At 69.3% G+C, this 24,039-nt stretch carries 21 protein-coding genes; 12 read left to right on the forward strand and 9 right to left on the reverse strand.

Features of this window, described 5'->3' with window-relative positions; all coding sequences use genetic code 11:
* Positions 1–60: 60 nt before the first annotated feature.
* Positions 61–2,883, reverse strand: coding sequence for an ATP-binding protein (locus ACFPJ1_RS08945; protein WP_380102838.1), 2,823 nt, complete (start codon positions 2,881–2,883; stop codon positions 61–63).
* 141 nt (positions 2,884–3,024) lie between these two features.
* Between ACFPJ1_RS08945 and ACFPJ1_RS08950 the strand changes: the two genes are divergently transcribed.
* Positions 3,025–3,504 carry an allene oxide cyclase barrel-like domain-containing protein gene (locus tag ACFPJ1_RS08950; protein ID WP_380102840.1) on the forward strand — a complete coding sequence of 160 codons (480 nt, stop codon included), beginning with the start codon at positions 3,025–3,027 and terminating at the stop codon, positions 3,502–3,504.
* A 15-nt stretch (positions 3,505–3,519) separates the two neighbouring features.
* Here the strand turns inward: ACFPJ1_RS08950 and ACFPJ1_RS08955 are convergent, their stop codons facing one another.
* Positions 3,520–3,954: a nitroreductase family deazaflavin-dependent oxidoreductase gene (locus tag ACFPJ1_RS08955; protein WP_380102842.1), complete on the reverse strand. Its 435-nt coding sequence runs from the start codon at positions 3,952–3,954 to the stop codon at positions 3,520–3,522.
* 121 nt (positions 3,955–4,075) lie between these two features.
* On the opposite strand from ACFPJ1_RS08955, the gene ACFPJ1_RS08960 reads away from it, so the two are divergent.
* Positions 4,076–4,687 carry a TetR/AcrR family transcriptional regulator gene (locus ACFPJ1_RS08960; protein ID WP_380102844.1) on the forward strand — a complete coding sequence of 204 codons (612 nt, stop codon included), beginning with the start codon at positions 4,076–4,078 and terminating at the stop codon, positions 4,685–4,687.
* On the opposite strand, the gene ACFPJ1_RS08965 is transcribed toward ACFPJ1_RS08960, so the two are convergent.
* From ACFPJ1_RS08965 to ACFPJ1_RS08975, 3 genes are all read right to left on the reverse strand, one after another.
* Positions 4,659–4,940, reverse strand: a complete 282-nt coding sequence (locus ACFPJ1_RS08965) for a hypothetical protein (RefSeq protein ID WP_380102846.1) — start codon at positions 4,938–4,940, stop codon at positions 4,659–4,661. The genes ACFPJ1_RS08960 and ACFPJ1_RS08965 overlap by 29 nt on opposite strands.
* Complete coding sequence (locus ACFPJ1_RS08970; protein ID WP_380102848.1) at positions 4,937–5,626, reverse strand: DUF2306 domain-containing protein; 690 nt, start codon at positions 5,624–5,626, stop codon at positions 4,937–4,939. Before ACFPJ1_RS08970 ends, ACFPJ1_RS08965 begins: the two co-directional genes overlap by 4 nt.
* A gap of 138 nt (positions 5,627–5,764) precedes the next feature.
* On the reverse strand, positions 5,765–8,527 hold the full coding sequence (locus ACFPJ1_RS08975; RefSeq protein ID WP_380102850.1) for an ATP-binding protein: 2,763 nt from the start codon (positions 8,525–8,527) through the stop codon (positions 5,765–5,767).
* A gap of 145 nt (positions 8,528–8,672) precedes the next feature.
* Between ACFPJ1_RS08975 and ACFPJ1_RS08980 the strand changes: the two genes are divergently transcribed.
* From ACFPJ1_RS08980 to ACFPJ1_RS09010, 7 genes are all read left to right on the forward strand, one after another.
* Entirely contained in the window at positions 8,673–9,539 is an 867-nt protein-coding gene (locus tag ACFPJ1_RS08980; RefSeq protein WP_380102852.1) for an alpha/beta fold hydrolase, read from the forward strand.
* A complete protein-coding gene (locus tag ACFPJ1_RS08985) occupies positions 9,536–10,255 on the forward strand; it encodes an SDR family oxidoreductase (RefSeq protein ID WP_380102854.1) in 720 nt (239 codons plus the stop codon). Before ACFPJ1_RS08980 ends, ACFPJ1_RS08985 begins: the two co-directional genes overlap by 4 nt.
* Positions 10,256–10,300: 45 nt before the next feature.
* Positions 10,301–11,173, forward strand: a complete 873-nt coding sequence (locus ACFPJ1_RS08990; protein WP_380102856.1) for a DUF427 domain-containing protein — start codon at positions 10,301–10,303, stop codon at positions 11,171–11,173.
* Positions 11,163–12,872, forward strand: a complete 1,710-nt coding sequence (locus ACFPJ1_RS08995; protein ID WP_380102858.1) for an MOSC domain-containing protein — start codon at positions 11,163–11,165, stop codon at positions 12,870–12,872. Before ACFPJ1_RS08990 ends, ACFPJ1_RS08995 begins: the two co-directional genes overlap by 11 nt.
* Before the next feature lie 14 nt (positions 12,873–12,886).
* Positions 12,887–13,330, forward strand: a complete 444-nt coding sequence (locus ACFPJ1_RS09000) for a VOC family protein (RefSeq protein WP_380102859.1) — start codon at positions 12,887–12,889, stop codon at positions 13,328–13,330.
* Between the two features lie 73 nt (positions 13,331–13,403).
* Complete coding sequence (locus ACFPJ1_RS09005; RefSeq protein ID WP_380102861.1) at positions 13,404–15,272, forward strand: Na+/H+ antiporter NhaA; 1,869 nt, start codon at positions 13,404–13,406, stop codon at positions 15,270–15,272.
* Between the two features lie 28 nt (positions 15,273–15,300).
* Positions 15,301–15,816 carry a DinB family protein gene (locus ACFPJ1_RS09010; RefSeq protein WP_380102863.1) on the forward strand — a complete coding sequence of 172 codons (516 nt, stop codon included), beginning with the start codon at positions 15,301–15,303 and terminating at the stop codon, positions 15,814–15,816.
* Positions 15,817–16,019: 203 nt separating this feature from the next.
* Here the strand turns inward: ACFPJ1_RS09010 and ACFPJ1_RS09015 are convergent, their stop codons facing one another.
* The gene (locus ACFPJ1_RS09015; RefSeq protein WP_380102865.1) at positions 16,020–16,382 is read right to left on the reverse strand and encodes a GNAT family N-acetyltransferase; all 363 of its coding nucleotides are present in this window, start codon (positions 16,380–16,382) and stop codon (positions 16,020–16,022) included.
* Between the two features lie 118 nt (positions 16,383–16,500).
* On the opposite strand from ACFPJ1_RS09015, the gene ACFPJ1_RS09020 reads away from it, so the two are divergent.
* A complete protein-coding gene (locus tag ACFPJ1_RS09020) occupies positions 16,501–19,113 on the forward strand; it encodes an ATP-binding protein (protein ID WP_380102867.1) in 2,613 nt (870 codons plus the stop codon).
* A gap of 27 nt (positions 19,114–19,140) precedes the next feature.
* On the opposite strand, the gene ACFPJ1_RS09025 is transcribed toward ACFPJ1_RS09020, so the two are convergent.
* Both ACFPJ1_RS09025 and ACFPJ1_RS09030 read right to left on the reverse strand, forming a co-directional pair.
* Positions 19,141–19,749, reverse strand: a complete 609-nt coding sequence (locus tag ACFPJ1_RS09025) for an FMN reductase (RefSeq protein WP_380102869.1) — start codon at positions 19,747–19,749, stop codon at positions 19,141–19,143.
* Positions 19,746–20,840 (reverse strand): CE1758 family FMN-dependent luciferase-like monooxygenase, encoded by a 1,095-nt coding sequence (locus ACFPJ1_RS09030; protein WP_380102938.1) that lies wholly within the window; start codon positions 20,838–20,840, stop codon positions 19,746–19,748. Before ACFPJ1_RS09030 ends, ACFPJ1_RS09025 begins: the two co-directional genes overlap by 4 nt.
* A 153-nt stretch (positions 20,841–20,993) precedes the next feature.
* On the opposite strand from ACFPJ1_RS09030, the gene ACFPJ1_RS09035 reads away from it, so the two are divergent.
* Positions 20,994–21,677, forward strand: a complete 684-nt coding sequence (locus ACFPJ1_RS09035) for a GAP family protein (protein WP_380102871.1) — start codon at positions 20,994–20,996, stop codon at positions 21,675–21,677.
* A gap of 33 nt (positions 21,678–21,710) precedes the next feature.
* Here ACFPJ1_RS09035 and qcrC read toward each other — a convergent pair whose 3' ends face one another.
* Complete coding sequence (qcrC, locus tag ACFPJ1_RS09040) at positions 21,711–22,538, reverse strand: cytochrome bc1 complex diheme cytochrome c subunit (protein ID WP_380102872.1); 828 nt, start codon at positions 22,536–22,538, stop codon at positions 21,711–21,713.
* A 215-nt stretch (positions 22,539–22,753) separates the two neighbouring features.
* On the opposite strand from qcrC, the gene ACFPJ1_RS09045 reads away from it, so the two are divergent.
* Positions 22,754–23,998 carry a S1C family serine protease gene (locus ACFPJ1_RS09045; RefSeq protein ID WP_380102874.1) on the forward strand — a complete coding sequence of 415 codons (1,245 nt, stop codon included), beginning with the start codon at positions 22,754–22,756 and terminating at the stop codon, positions 23,996–23,998.
* Positions 23,999–24,039 lie beyond the last annotated feature (41 nt).

Consider the following 24,039-nt stretch of genomic DNA (forward strand, 5'->3'; position numbering starts at 1 on the left):
GGACGCGAGGTCAACAGCTCCGAGACTCCGCCTACGGCGCCGCCCGCGGATCCGTGGTCGCTACGGACTTAAGGCATCGCGATCAGCCCGTGCCGCGTACGCGACGAGTTCGGCTCGACTGGTGGTCCCCGTCTTGGTCAGCAGATTCGTGACATGGGTTTCCACCGTGCGCGGCGACAGGAAGAGCCGCTCGGCGACCTGCTGGTTCGTCAGCCGATCGGCGACCAGGCCGAGGACGTCCATCTCGCGGCTCGTCACCCCGATCGCGCGCAGCGCCGGCGGTACTGCGGCGCTCCCGCGGCCTCGGCGTACCGTGACACCGGCTCGGCGCAGCAGCATCCGGCAGGTCCGCGCGAGCTGGTCGTCGCCATCGGCTTCGAAGGCGGTCAGATCCGCTCGCAGCAGGGAGACGGGGTCGCCCCAGCCGTCGGCGATCATGGCCTCGGCGGTGAGCAGCAGCAACAGCCTCCGCCACCAGTGCTGGCTGGGCAGCATCTCGGTTCCGGCCGCCAGCAGGGTGACCGCTTCGGCCGACCGACCCGCCCGGCCGGCGGCGACCGCGTCGGCGAAGTCCAGCGCGGCCCGGTTGATCGCCCGCATCACCGGCGGCGCGTGCCGCAGCGTCTCGCGGGCCTCCGCTCCCCGGTCGTCGAGCACGGTCCGGACCAGCGCCCACAGGCCCCAATGGCCGATCGGCGCCGAAGAACCACGCGCCGCCAGGGCACCGATGCCGAGGTCGAGCAGCTCCCCGGCCCGCGGCAGGTCGTGGCCGACGAGCGGCACCATCGCCTCGATGCAGGGCCGCCCGGCGGTCACCTCGAACGGTGCGTCAGGCCGCCGCACGGCAGCATCGAGAGCCGCCGCCATCGCCGCCAGATCACCCCGTGCTCCGGCTCCGGATGCCGCCATCATCTCGGTCATCGCCTGTACCCGGTACAGCCGGATGCCCGCGGCAAGCTCCGCAGTACGGCGACCTGCCGACTCGCCCGCCGCAGGACCGTCGACGACCAGAGCGCAATCGGTGAGCAACTGGTCGATGTCGCACACCCGACCGAGCATCCCGCAGTCGAGCGCCAGCCGGCGGGCTTCCATCAGCGTGGCGGACGATTCCGAGTCGAGCAGTTCGATCGTGCCGAGCGCGAGTAGCGCACTGATCCGGGCGGGTGCCAGCCCGTGGTCGGCGGCGACCTGCGCGGCCCGCCGGAACGCGGCGGCCGCTGCTTCCGGATCGGTCTCCCGAGCGCAGCGCCCGATGACCTCCAGCGCCGCGCAACACTGCTCCGGCATGCCATCGCGCTCCGCCTGCTCCGCGGCACGCTTGGCGAGTTCTGCCGCCTCACTCACCTGTCCGTTGCCAAAGGCAACGTCGGCGGCGATCGCCGGAGTACGGGCATCCGCCGGTCGGCCGGCTCGTTCCAGGTAACCGCGCGCCTGATCCCAGCGGCCGGCCGCCAGCGCGGCCTGCGCCAGTTGGAAGCACAGCTCGGCGTGCCGATCGCCTGACATCTTTCCGAGGGCCGTGTCACCTGTCGCGAACGCGGCATCCATCCGCCCCGACAACGTCTGGACCCGGACCCGCTCGGCAGCGAGATCAGACCCGCTCGGCGCAAGCTGTACTGCGTACTCGAGCTGCTCGTCCGCCGTACCGAGGGCACCGACCGCGATCGCCTGCCTGGCAAGGCCTGTCAGCAGTTGCGCCGCGCGTGGCCCGTCACCTGCGACGACGAGGAGCTCTACCGCTGCGGCGATGTCGTCCTGAGCAGCGCCGGTCCCGTTGAGGTGGGCCTCGGCTGCGCGGCGGGCAAGCACGCTGTGCTCACCGGGGCCGAGCATGGTGAGTACGGCGTCGCGGATCAGCCCGTGACGCCAACTGAGCCGCCCGGGAGACCCGGCCGGTACCAGCAGGTGGCTGTCGGCCGCGGCCCGAAGCCCGGCGAGAACGGCCTCCTCGTCGAGGGTAGACACCAGCGGAAGCAACGCCCAGTCGACCTCACGGCCGAGCACCGCGGCCGCGTGAACGACCTTGCGTTGGTCAGTGGTCAACGCCGCCAGGCGGCGGGCGACAAGTGCCGTCAGCCCGGCCGGAACTCCTAGCTGCTGGACGTCGCTGGAGGGGGTTCCCGACTCGACCAGCCCCGCCAGAAGCTCTTCCACCACGAGCGGCACGCCCTCCGAACGCGCCACGATCAGGTCCTCGAACTCCGGCGACAGCTGCGCCTCCTGCTGCCAGCGGCTGGTGAGGAGCGCGACGATGTCCTCTCGGTCGAACCGGTCCAGGGCGACGGTGAACACGTCTTCGTTCGCGACGAGCCGGTCCCGCGCCCACCGCTCGTCGGTCCGTGCCGCGCCCAGGACCAGGATCCGCGACGTACCGACCGCACCGGCAAGGAACTCGAGCAACGCGAGAGTGTCCGCATCCGCCCAGTGCAGATCGTCCAGCACGACAACACATCCGGCGTCACCGCCTACCCTGCGCAGGAGTCTCAGCAGGCCCTCACCGAGGACAACCACGGAGTCGACGGCCGGCTCGGCGACCGGTTCCGATCCGGACCAGCCGGGGATGAGGCGTGACAGCGCGGACCGGAACGGCCTGAGGTCCGGCGACTCGGTGACCGTTGCGTCACGCAACTGTCCGAGTAGCGCATCCACCAGCGGACGATAGGCCCCGCCCTGCGGAACCGCGCGCCCCGACAACACCGTCAGGCCCGCCGCCCCGGCGTAGCGGGCGGTTTCACGAAGCAGTCGCGACTTGCCGATGCCCGCCTCGCCGGTGACGAGGACGACCCCGCCCGTGCCCGAGCTCACCCCGTCGACCGCGCGCCGCAGTACGGCCGCTTCCTTGTCGCGACCGATCAGTGCGGACAGGCCCGGTGCCGCAGTCACGAGTCTCAGTAGACCCCAGAGCCCTGCCGCTGAACAGCGGAATTGCCCACGCCCTAACTCCGTAGCCGACACGGATGTCCGGGCGGTGGGTGTTGCCGCACTCTCGTTGCAACATCACTACTCGCACAAGGAGAAGTTCGAATGCGCAACATCCACACCGCCGCAGCCGTCGTCACAGCCTGCCTCGCCGGCGCTCTCGGCGGATCGGTCGCCCATGCGTCCGGCGGCGAAGTACTCAACCTCACCGCCCAGACCGAGCAGTTCGCCATCATCGACGTCGGCACCCCCGGACCCGCCCTCGGGCTCGGTGACCAGATCGTCAGCTCCGACAGGGTCTTCCGCAACGGCAAGCCCGTCGGAACCGACGGGGTCACCTGCACCGTGGTGAAGGCGACTCCGCAGGCGATGACCTGCAACTGGCAGATGACGATCGCCCTCCCGGAGGGACAACTCACCCTCCAGGCCATCGCCGACGGCCCCACCGGCCCACCGACCGAGCCGCTCAAGACCACCTTCGCCATCACCGGCGGTACCGGCCGCTACCGCAACGCCCACGGCACCGCCGACATCACCGACAACCCGGGAGGCACCGAGCAAATCACCGCCCGCCTGACCAACTGACCCGCGCACTCCAGGTCAAGCCGGGGCCGGCCGGAGTTCGAGGACCGGATGCTCGCTTGCCTCGGCGACGAACGCCTCGACCGGGTCGTCGATCCCGGCGGTGAAGCAGTGCCGTGTCCGCGTCGCGACAGTGGCGTAGCGCTTGAGGACCGGCCCGGCCTCGGTCGGTGTCGCCTCGCGGACGGTGTAGCTGATCCGCTGACGCCCGTAGGACAGGACGACAGTGCCGACGGCGAGGGCGTTGTGAACCCAGCCAACCGGGCCGTATGGCGCCACCAGCCACCTCGAGCCGGCGTGGTCGATCGGTACGACGGGCACCGTGTGCGGGCGCCCCGTCGTACGTCCGGTGGTGGTCAGCAGGGAGATCGGTCCGATTCCCGCTCGCGCGAAGACGGTGACGAGCGCATTCCCCAGGCGCCACCGCCAGCCGCGAAAAGTCCGCGCCGACACGCGACTCGCCCGTGGTCCGCCGTCACGCCTAGCTCGTTGATCCGCCACGGTCACCATCTCCCAGCTCTGTCATCCCAAGTTCCATACCTGCTGGTATTATATACCGGTAGGTATCTAACTGATGGAGGAGCTGACTTTGCGACAGGCAGAGCGCCGTGCCCAGACGACGCACCGGGTGCTGGACGCCGCGGCGGCCGAGTTCGCCCGAAGGGGCTTCCATGCCGCCACCATCGACGACATCGCCCGGACCGCCGGCTACACGAAGGGCGCGGTGTACGCCAACTTCGCCGGCAAGGACGCACTCTTCCTCGCGTTGATCGACCGCCACCTCGAGGACCAGCTCGCCCAGCTGGACCTGCTGCTCGCGAACGCCTCGACTGCCGACCTGCGCATCAGGCTGCGTGACGCAGCGGTCGAGCAGAATGCTGCGGGCGGCTCCTTCGGGCTGCTGATGCTGGAGTTCTGGCTGTACGCCGCCCGCGATGCGGCAGCGAAGGCCGCCCTCGCCGAGCGCTACCGGCGAATGCGGGACCGGCTGGCCGCTGCGATCGCCGAGCGTGACGCGGCACGAGGGGAAGAGTTGCCGCTGACGCCGGACGAGGTGGCTGCCCTCGTGCTGGCGCTTGATGCAGGTCTGTTCCTGCAGCAACTCCTCGATCCGGATGCCGTCACACCCGAGCTTCGAGCGAACGCCCTCACCGCGATCATGGATCTCCCGCGTCTGAAGGGCTGAGCTGGGCCGGCCGGCCGTCGTACGGGTCGGGTCGGTCGATCGCCTCGACGGAGATCAGGGTGGCGCCGAGGTCGCGCAGCTTGGTGAGGAGGCCGTGGAGTTTCGCCTGGTCGATCCCGGCGCCGCGCAGCGTGGTGGTGCCGTCGGCCTCGTGGGTGAGGGTCAGACCGTCCAGCCAGACCGACCAGTGGTCGTCGAGGTGTCCGTCGATCCGGAACTCGTAGTGGTCGGGTGCGTGCGGCCGCGGGCTCATCGGGACGCCGCCAACGCTGCTCTGGTACGTGCTCGGCGAGCCGCCGGCCGGCGGATGACCCACTCGGCGACGGCGAGGTTGATGACCCAGGCTGACCCCAGCATCAGGTCGGTGCGGATCGCGCCGGCACCGAGGACGGCCTCTCCGATGCCCTGGGTGAACACCTGGGTGCCGGCGCCCAGTGCCAAGGCGTAGGCGCGGATCATCCAGCCACGGTGGCGGGCGATCTCACGGTTCCGGATGGCGGTGAAGCCGAGAAGGATGCTGGCCCCCAGCCCTGAAGCGGCCAGCAACCGGAACAGGTACAGGAGATCACCGGTGTTCTCCTGGCGGGGGTAGAACAGCGTCAGCCACAGGGCCGATAACGCGACTACCAGGCCGAGCACCACCAGGACGCGCCCGGCGCGACGGTGCCAACGCGGCCGGCGGCGGCGGATCCCGGCGGAGAACTGGAACGCGCCGATGATGGCGAAACCGATCGCGGACACGACGTGCAGGACGACGGGTACAGGCGAGGCCTCAGAGCGGGGATCTGCCGGGAGCAGTAGCTCCGGACCGCCGGAGAGCACGACGAAGCGGGAGATACCTGCGAAGACGGGGATCAGGCTGAGCGCCACCAGTGCGGCGGGAACCCACCGCCCCGATCGGCGTGCTGTCCGGGTGAGCTTGGTGGTGGGGATGGTCATGGTTGCTTCCCTCGCTGCGCCGTGGCGGTCGCCGCGGACTGAGGCAAACCTAGGAAGAGATGTGGTGACCGGGCATCACCACCTCGATGTGATTGAGGTGGTGATTCGGCAACCGGCGGTTGGGTTACAGGCGACCCGTCACGGGGGTAGTACGCGGTCGAGCTGGCTGCGCGAGGTGATGCCAACCTTGGTGAAGACCTTGCGCAGGTGGTACTGCACCGTACGGGCGCTGATGAACAGCCGGCCGGCGATCTCCGGGTTGGACAGGCCGTCGCGTGCCAGCCGCGCGATCTGGGCTTCCTGAGCGGTGAGTTCTTCGCTCTCGGCCGGAGCCGCGCGTTTCCGGGCCACGCCTCCGGCGGCCTGAAGCTCCCGCCGGGACCGTTCCGCGAATCCGCTCATCCCCATCGCGTCGAACATGCCGTGCGCGGTCCGGAGGTGCTCCCGCGCGTCGGTACGGCGGCGTTCCCGGCGCAGCCATTCTCCGTAGAGCAGGTGCGCCCGCGCGAGGTCGACGCGAAGCCGGGTCTTGTCGAGATGGGCGATCGCTTCGCGGTAGTGGTGTTCAGCCTCGTCGCCTTCCTCGAGAAGTGCCCGGCAACGAGCTTGGACTCCCAGCGCCCACTCGGTACCGGTCGCACTGGTGACCTCGGCCAGCCGTTCGTAGGCGTCGTGAGCTGTCGCGCTCAACCCGCAGCGGCTGGCCGCCTCGACGAGCTCGGCGGGCGGCCAGATCATCGCCATCGATTCCCGCGGGTCCTCGAAGGCACGTGCGGCCGCCTGTGCCGCGTCCTGGTAGCGGCCGAGCCCGTTCTTGAGCACGGCACTGGACCATTCGGCGAAGGCGATCCCGATTCCCTCTCCACGCCGGGTGGCATCCTTCTTGGTGGCTTCGAACAGGCCGAGCGTCGCCGGCAGGTCACCGCGGAAGGCCGCCAGGGCCAGTTCGCCGTACGGCGCGAGGTGGGTGCCGGTTGCCTCCATCACGGCTCGAAGTTCGACGATCAGTGTCTCCGCGGCGACCAGGTCGCCGAAGAAGATCAGCAGGTATGCCCGTGAGGTGAGGGCCAGGGCCAGTTCGCTGAGCGCACCGACCTCCCGGGTGAGCTGGAGGTGCCGGGCCGAAAGCGTGTCCCAGTGGTCGGCGTCCCACAAGCGAAGAGCCGTCGTGGTTGCCATCCACAGCAGCGGCAACTCCTCCTCGGCGGACATGCCGGCACCGAAGTCGGTCAGGGCCTGCTGCAGAATCGGCAGCCCCGCCTGATATCCGTCTCGGTAGGCCAGCGCGGTACCGTCCATCAGGAGATCGGCCGGCCGGACAGCACGGGGCCGCGGCGCAGCACCGGCCACGCGGGCGACCTCCTGTACATCGCCACCGGGAGTGGCCATCCGGCCCGCGAAGATGGCGGCGGACAGAGCCTCCAGATAGGTGGCGCGGGACTGGTCCACGTCGACAGGTTCGAGTCGCTTGGCAGCTTTGAGCATCAACTGCGGGGCGTCGTTGCCGCGGTTCGTGACGAACGCGAGCTGCGCGCGGACCAGGTCCGCCCGGGCGCGCTGGATCTCACTCAGCGGCTCCGCCTCGGCCATGGCCAGCAGGTGAGCAGCCGCGTCGAAGCCACCGGTCTGGATCTCGGCCTGGGCTGCGGCGAGCGCCCGGCCGGCTCGTTGCGCGGGCTCCAACGTCAACGTCGCCGCGCGCTGGAGGAACGCGGCCGCCGCGGCCAGACCGCCACGCGCCTGAGCCCGGCCGGCCGAGCATTCCAGCTCCGCGGCGACGTCCTCATCCGGCCCGGCTGCCGCCTGCGCGCGATGCCACGCACGCCGGTCGGGGTCGATTCCCGGGTTTGTGACCTCGGCGAGAGCCTGATGGACGCGGCGCCGCTCCTCAGCCGAAGCCGATCGGTAGGCCGCTGACCGGACGACCGGATGCCGGAACCGGACCCGAGTGCCGAACTCCGCGAGGCCTGCCTCGACGGCGGGTGACGCAGCCTCGGTTCCGATCCCGAGCCATGCCGCTGCCCGCCAGACCAACGCCTCGTCCCCGGACGGGTCGGCCGCTGCGACCTGCAACAACCGACGTGTCTCTTCCGGTACTGCGTTCACCCGCTGGCAGAACGTTTCCTCGATGTCACCCGACAGTGGGAACGCTCCTGGCAATCCGAACCCGCCGGCCAACTGCGCCGGCGTCAGCCCTTGCGGCAACTCGAGCAGGGCCAGCGGGTTGCCGTGCGCCTCGGCGACGATCTGGTCCCGCACCTGCGGGTCGATCGGCCCGGTCAGTACTGCGTCCAACAGCACGCGGGCGTCGGCGTCGGGCAAACCCTCGACCGCGAACTCGGGCAAGGCGACGAGATCCTGGCTGATGGCCCGGGTCGCGAAGACGAGACCGACGGACTCGGCACCGAGGCGGCGGGCGACGAACGCGAGGACCTGCGCCGAGGCACGGTCGAGCCACTGGTGGTCATCGACCAGGCAGACGAGCGGCTGCTGTTCCGCGGCCTCGGAGAGCAGGCTCAGCACGGCCAGGCCGACCAGGAACAGGTCCGGCGGCGGTCCTGAGCTGATCCCGAAGACGGTGCGCAACGCCTCCCGCTGCGGAGGCGGGAGGCTGTCGAGACAGTCCAGAGCCGGCGCGCACAGCTGGTGCAGACCGGCGAATGCCAGTTCCATCTCCGACTGGACAGCAGCGACCTTCGTGACCCGGCAACCAAGCGCCTGAACCGCGAGGTACTCGAGCAGCGCCGTCTTCCCGACACCTGCTTCACCGTGCAGGACCAGCGCCCGGCTCTGACCAGCGCGCACCGCCCCGATCAACTGGTCGAGAACGCCGCACTCGGCGCGGCGGCCCATCAACTCCGCCGCGCGCCGCCATCGGGGCAGATCTGCTGATCGGTACACAGCCTCAAGCTACCCCTGGCCGGGATACCGGCTGGAGTGGCTGGCCACTGGCGGATGCGGCGACCGGCGGCCACACCGCAGGCTCGGATCCGTGCCTGCAGACCACTCTCCAGCGACCCTCGATCCAGCCCGGAACGGAGCGGAAATGACCACGGTCCACCATCGCTATGCCACCGTTCTCGGACAGCGGCTGTTCTATCGGGAGGCGGGGCCGGCGGACGCGCCGACCGTGGTGCTGCTGCACGGCTTCCCGGCCAGTTCGTTCATGTTCCGTCATTTCATCCCGCTACTGGCGGACCGCTTCCACGTGATCGCTCCGGACCATCTCGGCTTCGGTCTGTCCGACTCTCCTTGCGTCGACGAGTTCGGCTACACCTTCGATGCATTGGCCGACCTGACCGGACAGCTGCTGGAGCAGCTCAGGATCAGCCGCTTCGCCCTGTATGTCCAGGACTACGGCGCTCCCATCGGCTGGAGGGTGGCCCTCGCCCACCCCGACCGCGTCGCGGCGATCATCACGCAGAACGGCAACGGCTACGAGGTGGGGTTCGCGGAGGAGTTCTGGAAGCCGGTGCGTCAGTACTGGACCGAGCAGAACGCGCAGACCGAAGCGGCGGTCCGCCAGGCGCTGACTCTGGACGCCATCCGGTGGCAATACCTGCACGGTGTGGCAGATGAGACGCTGGTCAGTCCCGATGCCTGGTACCACGACTTCCACCTGGTGTCGCGGCCCGGGAACGATCTGGTGCAGCTCCGGCTGTTTGCCGACTACGCGAGCAACCTCCCGGTGTACCCGCGACTGCATGAGTATCTGCGCGACAGCCGGGTCCCAGTGCTGGCCCTCTGGGGCCGCAACGACGAGATCTTCCGCGCTGAGGGTGCCCTGGCCTTCGCCGGCGATGCGAAGGACGCGGAGATCTGCCTGCTCGACGGCGGCCACTTCCTCCTCGAAAGCCATCTCGACACCGCCGCCCCTACCATCCGCCACTTCCTCGAAAGGACTGTGCAGTGACTGGAACGCTCGAGGAGAAGGCGGTGCTCGTCGTCGGCCGCGGCGGCGGAATCGCCGGCGCCGTGACGATGGCCGTCCGTGCCGCGGGAGCAATCGTCACAGTCGCCGGTCGGAACCAGCAGGGCCTGAAGGAGGCCTACGCAGACGAGCCCGGCATCACCGCGGAGTACGTCGATCTCACCGATGAGGCTTCGATCGCAGCCCTCGCGGAACGGATCGGCAGTATCGATCACATCGTGTCGACGGCCTCGGCCCGCGCTCGCGGACGGCTCGCCGACCTGGACCGGGACGCGGTCCAGCTGTCCTTCGACACCAAGGTGATCGGCCCGCTGATGCTGGCCAAACACCTGGCACCGCGGATCACCGAAGGTGGATCGTTCACCCTCTTCTCCGGCGTGGCCGCGGCGAAGATCGCGGTCGGGACCCTGGCTGTGGCGATCACCAACGGCGCCGCGGACGTTCTGGCCCGCTCACTCGCACTGGAGCTCGCGCCGATCCGGGTCAACGCTGTCTCCCCCGGCGTGATCGACACCGGCGCCTGGGACGCACTCGGCGAGCAGGGCAAGGCGGACTACTTCCGCGACCAGAGCGCCCGCAACCCGGCCCGGCGCATCGGCAACGCCGACGACATCGCGCAGGCGGTTCTGTTCGCGATGACCAACACCTTCCTCACCGGGACGACGCTCCATGTCGACGGTGGCGAACCACTCAGCTGAGATGCCGCGCCCGGATTGTCCGGGCCGGCAGGAAGGAGCGGAATGATGGGACTCTCCTGGCAGCAAGGACCACTCGCCACCGGGGCGATCGGCCGGTTCCTGACCCCGGACCCATTGCCCGAAAGACTCCTGTACGCCGAGCCGCTGCGCAGGCGTATGCGGGTCAAGTTCGGCGGCACCTGGATCGCGGACAGCGAGGACGTCGTACTCCTGCATGAACCCGGCCGGTACCCGGTGGCGTACTTCCCGCTGGGCGACATCGCGGCCGACGCGCTCGAGGCGAGCGAGAACACCACGACGCATCGCGACCTCGGCCTGACCTCGTGGTACTCGACCGTGGCGGGTGGAAGCAGCAAGCCGCGGTCGGCGTGGCAGCACATCGCACTGCCTGACTACGCCGGCGATCTCAAGGGACGTGTGGCGTTTGCGTGGCGGGCGATGGACGCGTTCTACGAGGAAGACGAACGCGTTGTCGGGCATGCGGCGGACAGCTATCACCGCATCGACATCCGTCAGACCAGCCGCCATCTCGCCGTACGCGACGGCGATCGGATCATCGCCGACACCACCCGACCGCTCGCCCTCTACGAGTCGGGGTTCGCGCCGCGCTGGTACGTCCCGCGCGCCGACGTGGACGAGACCGCGTTGACACTCGTCGAAGGGCAGACCTTCTGCCCCTACAAGGGTCTGGCGAGCTACTACGACATCGCCGGTGCTCGCGGTGCGGCGTGGTCGTACGCAGACGCCTGGACCGAGGTACGACGGATCTCGGGGATGGTGTCGTTCGAGCCCGACAAGGTCGAGGTGTACCTCGACGGCGCCCGGCTGCGCCTCGAGCCGGGGCAGGGCGTGATCTCGCACGGCGTCGACCGCGATCTGACCGTGGAGGAGTTCTCCGGACGGCAGCATGACGAGTGATTCGCCGCCGACCGTGCTGTCGGTGAACGTCGGGAAGCCGAAGGATGTGGCGTGGAACGGCAAGACCGTCTACACCGGGGTGTGGAAGTACCCGGTCGACGGCCCGGCCATGGTGCGCCGGCTCAACATCGAGGGCGACGGCCAGGGCGATCTCGCCGGGCACGGCGGCGAGCAGCGAGCCGTGCTCGTCTACCAAGTGCAGTCCTACCGGCACTGGCAGCGGTACTTCGGGCGCGACGACCTCACCTACGGGCAGTTCGGGGAGAACCTCACCGTCGACGGTCTCCTCGACGACGAGGTCTGCATCGGCGACCGGTACCGGATCGGCGAAGCCGAGTTCGAGGTCACCCAGCCCCGGGTCACCTGCTACCGCGTCGGCCTGCGCATGGGCGAGCCAGAGCTCCCTGCCCTCCTCGTCAGCCACCGTCGGCCGGGCTTCTACCTGCGGGTGATCACCGAGGGACGAGTGCAGGCCGGCGATCGGATCGTCCGGACGAGAACCGGTCCCGGTGCTCTGACCGTCGCCGAGACCGACGCGCTGCTGTACCTTCCGGACCGCGATCTCGGTGCGCTGCGCCGCGCCACGCAGATCCCGGCCCTCAGTCCCGGCTGGCAGAACTCGTTCCGCGATCTCTTGGACGAGGCGACCGGCGGGGAGTCCACAGGCGCGGAACCCGCGTGGAGCGGGTTCCGGACGCTCCTGGTGACGGACGTGATCCCCGAAAGCACGACAGTCTCCTCAGTGCACCTGGCCGCGGCCGACGGAGCGTGGCTGCCCACGGCCAAGGCCGGCCAGTACCTCACGCTTCGGCTCAAGGAGACCGGACCGCCCGCCACGGTACGCAACTACTCGATCTCCTCCGCGCCCGGCACCGGCGACTACCGCATCAGCGTGAAGCGGGAACCACACGGCATCGCGAGCGGCTTCCTGACGACGAGGCTGCGGCCGGGCGCCGTCATCGAGGCCGCCGCGCCGCGCGGTGACTTCGTGCTCGACGCAGGCACCGGTCCGGTACTGCTCGTCTCAGCCGGCATCGGTGTCACCCCGGTCCTGTCGATGCTGCACGACCTCGCTGCAGAGCGCAGTACGCGGGAGGTCTGGTGGATCCACAGCGCCCGTGGGCCACGGGAGCATCCCTTGGCTGCTGAAGCACACGCCCTGATCGGATCGCTGCCGCACGCGTATGAGCATGTCTTCTACAGCGGTACCACTGGTCGCCTGACCAAGGACAAGCTGAGCGACCTGGCTGTACCGGCCGATGCGCAGGCCTACATCTGTGGACCGGCTTCGTTCATGACGGACACGCGCGATGCGCTCACCGCGATGGGTATCGATCCCGCTCGCATTCGCAGTGAGCTGTTCGGTGCCCTGGCGGCCACCAATCCCGGCCTCACCGGTCAGTCCGCCCGAACACCGCATCAACCACCAGGACCGCCCGGAGTCGGCCCGATGGTGACTTTCGCGCGCAGCGGTCTGTCGACGCCCTTCAGCGACAGCAGGACCAACGTGCTCGAACTCGCAGAAGCCTGTGACATCCAGACGCGCTGGGCCTGCCGCACCGGCGTGTGCCACACCTGCGTCACGCCAGTCCTGTCTGGCGAAGTCGCCTACTCCCCGGCGCCGTTGGAGCCTCCGGACGACGGGCAGACCCTGATCTGCTGCGCCCGCCCCACCACCGACCTGGTGCTGGACATGTGAGAAAGGAAGGTTGGATGGACTACAAGCTCGAGGTCATCACCCTGGCGGTTCGCGATGTCGACCAGGCGTTGGCCTTCTACACCGAGAAGCTCGGCTTCTCGCTCGACGTCGACTACCACCCGCGCGACCGCTTCCGCGTCGTACAGCTGACACCGCCGGGGTCGACATGCTCGGTCCAGCTCGGCGCCGGACTGACCGACGCAACTGCCGGCTCCACTCGCTCCACCTACCTCGTGGTCACCGACATCGAGGCCGCCCGCGGTGAACTCGTCGCGCGCGGCGTCAAGGTCAGCGACATCCGGCACAAGTGGCCGGTCGACCAGTGGGATGGGTACTTCGCGCCCGGGCCGGATCCGGAACGGCGCAGCTACGCGAGCATGGCCGACTTCGCCGATCCCGACGGCAACACCTGGATTCTCCAGGAGATCGGCTACCGCGCCGCCAGTCCGAGACTGTAGGAGTCGACCCGCAATGCAACCGCCCCCTACCGACGGCCCAGCACCCGCGGCACCCGCCGCCACCCCACCGTCCATGACTGGTCTGGACCCCGGCCAGATGTCGATGGTCGGCGCGGCCACGAGCCCTCTCCGCGCGTTCCTGCGAACGGAGACGGCCAGCGCGGCTGTTCTCGCCGCCGCGATCGTCCTCGCGCTGGTCTGGGCCAACGTCGCCACCGACCAGTACGAGGCCTTCTGGACCTGGGTGTTCGGAGTCCGGCTCGGTCCGTTGTCGGCGGAGCTGGACCTGCGCACCTGGGTGAACAGTGGACTGATGGCGTTGTTCTTCCTGGTCGTCGGACTGGAGGCCCGGCGCGAGATCGACCTGGGCGAACTGCGCGACCGGCGTCGGCTGATCCTCCCGCTGACGGCCGGCCTGGTAGGGATGGCGCTTCCGGTGCTGATCTATCTGGCGATCAACCACTCCGGTACCGCGGTCCACGGCTGGGGGGCAGCGATGTCCACGGACACCGCTTTGGCGCTCGGCGTTCTGGCGGTTGCCGGCCGGCACGTCCCCGACCGGATCCGGACGTTCCTGCTCACGGTGTTCGTCGTCGACGACATCGTCGCCCTGATCGTCATCGCCGTCGCCTACACCGATCACGTCCGGATCCCCGGCCTCGCGATCGCACTCGCGGCGTACGCCGGACTCCTCCTGAGCACCCGGCTGGACCACCGCCACCGGATGCCGATCTTCACGACTCTCGCGGTGGTCGTCTGGTGCGGACTCCTTGCCAGCGGCATCGATCCCGTCGTCGCCGGACTGGCCGTCGGCTTGGCGACCTCGGCCTATCTGCCGAGCAGGAGCGCGCTCGAAGAGGCCACCACACTGGTCCGCCTGTTCCGCGAGCAACCGACGCCCGAGCTCGCTGGATCGGCCACCCGAGGTTTGACCGGTGCGTTGTCGGCCAACGCGCGGATGCAGCACACCTTCCACCGGGTGACCAGCTACGCGATCGTTCCATTGTTCGCACTGGCCAACGCCGGGATCCCGATCGATTCGCAGCTGCTCACGGCAGCGGTCACCGCGCCGGCCACCATCGGGATCTTCGTCGCCTACGTTGTCGGCAAGCCGTTGGCGGTGGCAGGCACGTCCTGGGTGATCACCCGGACCAGTCGGGGTGCGCTGCAGCCACCGGTCGGCTGGGCCGGCGTACTGGGTAGCGGCATGCTCTCCGGCGTCGCCTTCACGGTCTCACTGTTGATCGCCGACCTCGCTTTCACCGGCAGCGAGTTGGAGGAGGCGAAGCTCGGCGTACTGGCCGCGGCACTGGTGGCCGGCCTCCTGACCGTGAGCTTCTTCCGGCTGATCGCGCTCCTGCCGGCCCCGGCCCGCGCACGCGCGCTGCTGGGAACAGCGCACCAGCTCAAGGACCTTGCCATCCCCGTCGAACCGGACCGGGACCATCTCCGCGGACCGGCCGACGCGAGCGTCACCATCGTCGAGTACGGCGACTTCGAGTGCCCGTGGACCCAGATGGCCGCACCGACCGCGCGGAAGCTGATCGCCAGGAACAGCCACATCCGGTACGTGTGGCGACACCTGCCACTGCACGACGTCCATCCCCACGCGCAACTGGCCGCCGAAGCCGCAGAAGCCGCCGCCCGGCAGAACCGCTTCTGGCAGATGCACGACCTCCTGCTCACCAACCAGGACAACCTCGAACTCGACCACCTCATCGGCTACGCCACCGAACTGGGCCTGGACATCGACCGCTTCCACGACGACCTCACCAGCCACCCCTTCGCGGCCCGCGTCGCCCAGGACGTCGATTCCGCCGACCGTAGCGGCGTCGCGGGAACCCCGACCTTCTTTATCAACGGACGCCGCCACGACGGCCCCCAAGACCTCACCACCCTGACCAACGCCATCCAAGAGGCCAGACACCAACCAGCTGGCTGATCTGGTTGTCATCGGCTATGTGTTGGGGATGACGGTGAATCTGCTCAGCGGCTGGTGGCAAGAGTCGGGGGATCGGCTGGATCGGCGGATGGAAGGCCTGACCGATGACGAGTACTTCTGGGAACCGGTCGCGGAGTGCTGGACGGTCAAGCCTGACGTGGACAGGCCCGGGCGATGGACCTACGAGTACGACTTCGCACCTCCCGCGCCTGCGCCGGTGACCACCTTGAGCTGGCGCCTGGTGCACATCACCGCGGACAACCTCATCTACTGGGAACACGCCTTCGGGCCCGGCGTACGGAACTTTCCGGACCTACCCGTACCGTCGACCGCCGCGGCTGCTCTTGAAGCCTGGCGGGCAAGTCGGCAGCCGGTGACTGAGTGGCTAGCCACGGCGACCGACGCAGACCTCGGCGACCCGCGACCCAGCCACCTCGGCGACCCGAGAACGGCCGCGGAGGTGATCACCATCCTGTTGGACGAACAGATCCACCACGGCGCAGAGCTAGCCCTACTACGCGACCTCTACCTCCGCCTGGGCTGAGCCGCCCCAGCGCCGGCGGTTGCCATGGGCAACTTTAGGGCGCCGTCCGGCGGTCCCATTCAGTCTTCGTGATGGAGAACTGGCGGTAGTAGGTGGGCGTGCCCAGGAAGGGCTCTTCGGAGCCCTTGCCGGTCTCTGTCATGCCGAGGGAGGTGAGGATACGGACTGAGGCGTGGTTCGCGTCCAGGGCCTCAGCTCGGATCTCATCGAGGCCCAGAAGGTCGAAGCCCGTGCTCGAGGCCCAGTCGCGCGACGGATCCGCCAAGACCCAGACCCCAACGGTCGGAGGGGCCGATGACGTAGCCGAGTTCGCGGCGGTTCGGCTCGTCGCCGGCTAGGTCGACGTAGCCCACGAGGTCGGTTCCGGCGACTGCGGCGAGGCGGATCAGGTCGGGTTTCGGGTGGGTGATCAGCTCGTGCCAGTGCGCCTCGTGGGCCGGCAGGGGTTTGTCGACGGTCCAGCCCGCGTGTTCGCAGAAGCGGCGGTCCAGACCCCAGGAAGCGTAGGTCGTCACGTCCGGCAGGGCGAGGGGGCGGAGAAACACCTGCTCTGACGGAGTGTTCATGGCGGGATCCTATGCGTGACCGCCGTACTGCGAAGTCGCCGCAGGCAAGCAAATTGGGTGAGGTATGGAGGCGGGGGATCTGTAAGACTTTCGGCATGCTGGGTGGGCGGGGCGCTGGATGAGGGAGTTGCCGGCGGGGCGGGTCTCGATGTTGTTCTCGGACATCGAGGGGTCCACGCTGCTGCTGACTCGGCTCGGGCCGACCTATGTCGAGGTGCTGGACAGTCACCGCCGGATCCTGCGAGACGTCTGGGCGGCGACGGGTGGTACCGAGGTCGGTACGGAGGGAGACAGCTTCTTCGTCGTTTTCCCGACGGCTACTGCTGCGCTGACGGCGGCCGCCGAGGGGCAGCGACGGCTGGCGGACCACCACTGGCCCGGTGGCGAGCGGCTTCGCGTGCGGATGGGGATCCACACCGGCTCGCCCGGCCTGCACGATGGCGACTACTGGGGGATGGACGTGCACCGGGCCGCCCGGATCTCCTCGTCGGCGAACGGCGGTCAGGTGGTGATCTCCGCCGCGACCGGTGACCTCGCCGAACTTTCCGACGGCATCTCACTGCGCGACCTCGGCACCCACCACCTGAAGGACATCCGCGAACCCGAGCATCTCTACCAGCTGACGGTCGCGGGTCTGCAACAGGATTTCCCACCACTCCGCACCCTCGGAACACCGACGAGCCTGCCCGCCACAGCGACTCCGCTGCTCGGCCGGGACTCAGACCTGGCCCGGTTGACGGAAATGCTCTGTACTCCGGACAACCGCCTGGTGACCCTCACCGGACCAGGCGGCTCGGGCAAGACCCGCCTCGCCATCTCGGCGGCCGCTGAGCTGAAGACCAGCTTCCCCGACGGCGTGTACTTCGTACCCCTCGCGGCGGAGGTCAGCGAAGAGGTGATGTGTACGTCGATCGCCGAGGTGCTCGACCTCGGGACGAGAGAGCGCACTCCGGCGGGCCTCCTGAAGCACCTGACACGCCACTCGCTACTGCTCGTCCTCGACAACCTGGAGCAGCTCGAGGGCGCTGCCAAGGTCGTTGCCCAGATCCTCGAAGCGGCACCGCGGGTCGCCGTCATCGCGACGTCGCGGCGACCGCTTGGGCTCATCGCCGAACGTCTGCATCCGGTGACACCCCTGACGCTGCCGGACGACCTGACGCTGGCCGCGGCCCAAAGCTCCGGAGCCGTGCAGCTCTTCGTCCAACGCGCTCAGGCCGTACAACCCGGGTTCACGCTCACGAACGACAACGTCGACGACGTGGTGACCATCTGCCGCCGCCTGGACGGGCTCCCCCTCGCCATCGAGCTCTGCGCCACCCGCGTCCGGCTGCTCAGCCCCAAGGCGCTGCTCGACCGTATCGACCAGGCCCTCGACATCGTCTCGACCAGCAGCGTGACACCCGAGCGACAGCGGACGCTCCGCGACACCATCGCCTGGTCCTACCACCTGCTCAGCCCGGTACGGCGCCGCGTCTTCCGGCAGCTGGCCGTCTTCTCAGGCGGCGCCGACCTCGATGCGGTGGCCACGGTCGCCTGCACGCCTCAGGAGGATCCACTCGATATCGTCGCGGAACTCATCGACGCCAGCCTGGTCACGATGTCGGAGGGCCCGGACGGAGGTCCGCGGATCGCTCTGCTGGAGACGATCAGCCAGTACGCCGACGACGAACTGCGGGCCGCCGGCGAGGCGGAGGCGGCCCGCGGCGCGCACGCGGAGTACTACGCGACCGTGGCCGAGAAACTCCTGGCGATGCGGGAGGAGTCCACGCATGTGACCGCGCTCGAACTGGCAGAGACCGAGCTCGACAACTTCCGTGCCGCACTCGGCTGGGCCGTTCCGCCGAGCGACAACGCCACGGGCGACCTCGCGACCGGTCTTCGCCTCTGTGCGGCCCTTGGCTGGGTCTGGGTGCTGGGTGGTTACTTCGCCGAAGGTCGCCGCTGGCATGAACTGGTGGTCGCGCGGGCAGGCGCGGAGCCGTCGCGCGACCTGGTGGCGTGCCTGCGGGGGCTGGGGAATCTCCTCGTCATGCAAGGCGAGACCGCCCGTGCCGAGGAACTGGCGACGAGAAGCGTGAAGCTGGCCGAGACGCTCGACGACCACGCCGGCATCGCCCTCGCGCTGAGCCTGCTGGGCACGGTTCAGCTCCAGCTCGGCGACCTCGAGGCCGCCCGCGACACCCTCGGGGAGGCCCTGGACCGGCTCCGCCTGCTCGATGACAAGAGGCAGCTGGCCAGGGTCCTCGGCAACCTCGGCGGCGTGGAGGAGGAGCTGGGCCGGTTCGATCGGGCTGAGACGATGATGATGGAGTCGCAGGAGCTCTTCGAAGACATCGGCGACGTCCACGAGTCCACGGTCCAGGGGCAGAACCTCGCCTACCTGCTCGTGGTCGCCGACCGCCTCGACGAGGCGAGCGAGCTCGCCGCCGGCCTGGTCCACACGGTGGTGACGCTGGGCAGCCCCAGCCTCCTGATGGCCTTCTCCAACACGGTGATGAACATCCTCATCCGTCAGGGTCACCCGGCGCGGGCCGCGCATCTGTTCGGCGCGGAAGAGGCGATGAGAGACCGCCTCGAGATGCCCAACCCGTACCTCGAGGAAGAGCTCGGAGAAGCCCTCGAACTGATCGACGGCGTCATGTCCCGCGAGGACTGGGAGAAACATCGCCTCCAGGGCCGGCAGGAGCTCGTCGAAGACCTGCTCGCCCAGTTCCCGTCGAACCCCCGCTGAGAATCCCGGGCTCGGAGGTGATCGTCGTCAGGCCAGAAGTTGCTCGAAGGAGTCCGGCGAGTCGAAGGGGTCGGGAGGGAGCGGGGACTCGCGCCGATCGACCTCGCGGGCCAGTTCCGCCGCCGCCCGGTGGATCCGGGTCGCGAGCGGGCTCTCGGACTCCGCGCCGGAGCCCCAATCCTCCGGGGCGGCGTACACGCCGGTTGGCATGACAACCGCGTGCAGGTAGGAGAACAGCGGGCGTAGCTCATGCTCGAGGACCAGCGAGTGCCGGCCGGTCCCACCCGTCGCCGCGATCAGTACGGGCTTGTCGATCAGCGCAGTGTCGTCGAGCACGTCCACGAACATCTTGAACAACCCGTTGTACGACGCGCTGAACGTTGGCGTAACGGCGATCAGACCGTCGGCCCGTCCGACCCGGTCGAGCACCTCCTCGAGCGGCTCGGACGGATAGCCGACGATCAGGTTGTTCACCAGGTCGTGCCCGTGGTCGCGCACCTCGATCACCTCGAGGTCCACCTCGGCGCCGAGCGCTTCGAGCTGTCGCCGGACCGCCTCGGCCAGCCGGTCTGCCAGCAACCGGGTCGACGACGGCTGCCGCAGCCCCGCGCTGATCACAACGATCTTCCGGCTCATCGGGCTGCCTCCGCCGACAGCTCCTTGGCCGCCTTCAGGGACGCGTGGGTCGGTGCGTCCGGCACGTGCGCCGGACGGCCGACGGCGAACTCCTTGCGGATCGCCGCCGCGATCTCCCCCAACTGCTCGATCTGCTCCAGTACCGCCTTGTGCGGGATTCCGAGGCCGTCGACGTTGAACAGTTGCCGCTGGTAGTCGCCGGCGGCGTACTCGCGGAACTGCAGGATCCGCTCGATCACCTGGTCCGGGCTGCCGACCAGCAGCGCCGTGTCCTGCGACGTCTGCTCCAGCGACGGCCCGCCACCGTAGATCGGCGACGCGTCGTAGTGCGGCCGGAACTCGCGGATCGCGTCCTGCGAGTTCTTCCGGACGTAGAGCTGGGCGGCGAGTCCGACGATCGCCTGGTCGGCCGGACCGTGCCCGTAGTGCTCGAACCGCCGCCGGTACAACTCGATCATCTCCCGCACGTGGCGCTTCGGCCAGAACAGGTTGTTGTGGAAGAAGCCGTCGCCGTAATAGGCGGCCTGCTCGGCGATCTCGGGGCTGCGGATCGAGCCGTGCCACACGAACGGCGGTACGTCGTCCAGCGGCCGCGGCGTCGAGGTGAAGCCCTGCAGCGGCGTGCGGAACTTGCCTTCCCAGTCGACGACGTCCTCGCGCCACAGGCGGCGCAGCAGGGCGTAGTTCTCGACCGCCAGGGCGATGCCGTTGCGGATGTCCTGCCCGAACCACGGGTAGACCGGGCCGGTGTTGCCGCGGCCCATCATCAGGTCGACCCGGCCGTCGGCCAGGTGCTGCAGCATCGCGTAGTCCTCGGCGATCTTCACCGGATCGTTCGTGGTGATCAGCGTCGTCGAGGTCGACAGCTGCAACCTGGACGTCCGGGCGGCGACGTACCCAAGGATCGTCGTGCGCGAGGACGGGATGAAGGGCGGGTTGTGGTGCTCGCCGATCGCGAACACGTCGAGTCCGACGTCCTCGGCCAGTTGGGCGTACTCCAGCACCGCTTTGATCCGCTCGTGCTCCGTGGGCGGGCGGCCGGTGCCCGGGTCGGCGACCACGTCTCCCACTCCGAAGATCCCCACCTGCATGACCACTCGCCGTCCTCTCGTGCCAGCTGATTGATACGTCAGTCATCATAGGTTGACACGTCAACTCAAACAAACCATGAGCGGCAGCCGGCGATCAGGCGAAGGCCGGGCAGGTGTGTTGCTGGGCCGAGGCCGCTCCTCCATAGTGAGCAGGTGACTTTCTGGCCGGTGATCGGCGCGGTGCTTCCGCAGGCGCTGGGGATCGCGTTGAGTCCGGTGCCGATGATCTGCATCGTGCTGGTGCTGATGTCGCGGCAGCCGATTCGCGCCGGATTGAGCTTCGTGGCGGGCTGGACCGGCGCCCTGGCGATCGCGACCGGTCTCGTGGTGGTGCTGACGGACGTGGCCACCGAGGACGGCGGAGAAGGGGCGCGTGACGGCGTGGACCTCGTGCAGTTGGCCGTCGGTGTGTTGTTCGCGGTACTGGCGGTCCGCTACTGGCGCAAGCGTCCGTCGCCCGGTGAGACTCCACCTCGCCCGGCGATCGTCGACAAGATCACGACGCTGTCCGGACCCGCCCTGGTCCTGACCGGGGCGGGCGCGGCGCTGGCGAACCTCAAGAACCTCCCACTCGTCATCGGTGCGGGCAGCCGGATCGGCGGATCCGGTCTCACCGCGGGCCAGGAGATCGGCGCCACGGCCCTGTTCGTCCTCGCTGCGTCGCTGACGGTCCTCGTTCCCCTGCTGGCGGTCGTCGTCGCGGGAGCGGAGCGGTCCGCCTCGACCCTGCAGGCGCTCGAGGAGTGGCTGCTGAGCAACCTGAACACGATCCTCGTCGTCCTGCTGACAGTCCTGGCCACCGTGATGATCGGCCAGGGCCTCGACCTGTTCCGCTAGATCTCTAGCCGGATCAGTAGCAAGCGTCCCCGGTCAGTGGGCCTTGGCCCCGATCCACACCGCGACCGCGATGAGCGCACCGATGCCCACGAACCAGCCCCACAGTCCTTCGGAGACGGGGCCCAGGCGTCCGAGACCAAAGCCGCCCGGGTCCTTCTGATCCTGCAGGTTCACCACGTAGGCGATGATGTCGCGCTTGTCCTCGGGCAACAGCACCTGGTCGGAGAAGACCGGCATCTGCTGGGGCCCGGTCAGCATCGCCTCGTAGATGTGCCGGGGCGAACTGCTCATCAGCGAGGGCGCGTAGCGGCCGTTCGGCAGGGCGCCACCCCGGCCGGCGAAGTTGTGGCAGGCCGTGCAGTTGGTCCGGAACAGCTCGCCGCCGCGGGCGATCTCGTCGTCCGTCGCCTTGCTGACGTCATACGCCTCCGTCGCCGGTATCGCGGGGCCCGGCCCGAGTGAGGCGACGAAGGCGGCCAGCGCCGCGATCTCCTCATCGGTGTAGACCGGCTCCTTCTGCGGCACCTGGGCACCGGTCTGGGTCGCCGGCATCCGGCCCGTACCGACCTGGAAGTCGACCGCGGCCGCGCCCACTCCGATCAGCGGCGGTCCGGCCTGATGGCCCTCGCCGTCCGAGCCACCTTCGCCGTTGAGCCCGTGACAGCTCGCGCAGCCGACGGCGAACAGCTTGCGGCCTTCCTCGATCTGCTGCGACTGGGGTCCGTCGGCACCCGATGCCCCGTTCGGCACCAGCAGGCTGTAGGCCATGCCCGCGACCACCAGGGCCAGCCCGATCACGACCGCGCGCGCTAGTCCACTCCGCCGCCAATGCGGCCGGGGCGTGCTGTCCGCCGCTCCCATGACCGCACCTCCCAGCAGCCGGCGCCGTGATCGTCGATGACCCTAGTGTGCGCCATCAAGCGCCTGGATCACCTCTTTCGGGTGAGTATTTCGGCGGTTCGGGCGGCGATCCTTGACGAAGGGTTGTGTCCCGACCGGCGCATCGACGGCTGATCTCGCGGAACCGCCACCTTCGCCGGCCGGTGCGCCACGATTCCAGCGCGGAGGAGATCGAGATGGCCGATCCACCCAGTGGGCAGCCCGCGCCGGACCCCCCGACGCCCGCCCCGGACGCCTCGACGCCCGCCCCAGACGCCCCGACGGCCGCTCCGAGCGCGTCGTCGCCCGCCCCGGACGCTGCGGCGCCAACCCCTGAGGCAGCGCCCCCCGCCCGCGGCCGCGTACTCCGGGACCGCACGCTCCTGGCCGGGATCGGCGGCGCCGCTCTCGTGGGTGCGGTCATCGGCGGACTGATCGTCTGGGCACTGTCCGACGACGGGGCCACCCCGTCATCGGCCGCCGGCACCACGGCCGGCCAGGTCGCCATGTGCGCCGCAGCGCCGGTCGCGAACCAGGTCCTGCCGTCGGTCGTGACGATCTCCGCCCGCCGCGGCGGTCAGGCCGGCAGCGGATCGGGCCAGATCATCCGCGACGGCGGCTACATCCTCACCAACGACCACGTGATCTCGCTGGCCGCGAACGGTGGCAGCGTGTCGGTGCTCTACAGCGACGGGCACAGCTCGGACGCGGAGATCATCGGCCGTGACCCCAGCACGGACCTGGCGATGCTGAAGGCCGCCGACGCCTCGAAGGGGTACCCGGTGATCGCACTCGGGTCGTCAGCGGCGCTGGAGGTCGGCGACCCGGTCGTCGCTCTGGGCGCGCCGCTCGGCCTCTACAGCACGGTCACCTCCGGCATCGTCAGCGCCCTGGACCGATACGTTCCGGTGCCCGGGGACGACGTCACCCACCACCTGATCGGCGCGATCCAGACCGACGCCGCGATCAACCCCGGCAACAGCGGCGGCGCGCTGGTCGACTGTTCGGGACGGCTGGTCGGGGTGAACAGCGCGATCGCGACCGTGCCGAACTCGGCCGGGGTCTCCGGCGGCGGCAGCGTCGGCCTGGGCTTCTCCATCCCGATCGATCTCGCCATGCCGATCGCCGAGAAACTCATCGAGACGGGCGAGGCCGGCCACCCGACCACCGGGCTCCAGGTGCAGGAGCTCCCGCCGGAGATGGCCAGGGCCTCCGGCACCGAGCCGGGGTTGTTCGTGCTGGCCGTCGACCCCGGCAGTCCAGCGGTGAAGGCAGGCCTGAAGCCCGGCGACATCATCACCAAGATCGACGGCAAGCCCGCCCGCAGCAGCGAGGACATCGTGGTGGCGACGCTGACCCGCTCGCCCGGGGACACCCTCCAGATCACCTACCTGCGATCGGGGCAGACGGCAACGACCACCCTCACGCTGGCCGCTGCCTGACGCGGAAGGGAGATAAGGGTCCGTGGCGCGGCCTCTCCCAC

The sequence above is a fragment of the Kribbella qitaiheensis genome (assembly GCF_042657745.1).
Taxonomy (GTDB): domain Bacteria; phylum Actinomycetota; class Actinomycetes; order Propionibacteriales; family Kribbellaceae; genus Kribbella; species Kribbella qitaiheensis.